General features: G+C 74.0%; 1 protein-coding gene. It reads right to left on the bottom strand.

The genetic code is table 11. The annotated features are described in order from the left end of the window. Nucleotides 1-231, bottom strand: a 231-nt coding sequence (locus AAEY98_RS22735) for a hypothetical protein (protein ID WP_351019917.1), incomplete at both ends; no start/stop codon positions are given.

The following is a 231-nucleotide window of genomic DNA, read 5'->3' as shown; positions in this document are numbered from 1 at the left end:
TGTCCTGTTTTTTCGTTCTTGTGTTTTTGTTTTAGTTGTCTTTTCGTCTTTGTGGTTCCTAGGGGACCCCCCCGCCCCCCCCCCCCCCCCCCCCCGCCGCCCCCCCCCCCCCCCCCCGCCCCCCCCCCCCCCCCCGCCCCCCCCGCCCCCCCCCCCCCCCCGCCGCCCCCCGGCCATGCATCACGCCGCGCCGGACGCCCGTAGGAAGCTACAGCCGTCCTCGTTCTAGGG

The organism is Shewanella sp. AC91-MNA-CIBAN-0169 (assembly GCF_040310165.1).
In the GTDB taxonomy this organism is placed as follows: domain Bacteria; phylum Pseudomonadota; class Gammaproteobacteria; order Enterobacterales; family Shewanellaceae; genus Shewanella.
This window is presented reverse-complemented; position numbering and strand designations above follow the sequence as displayed.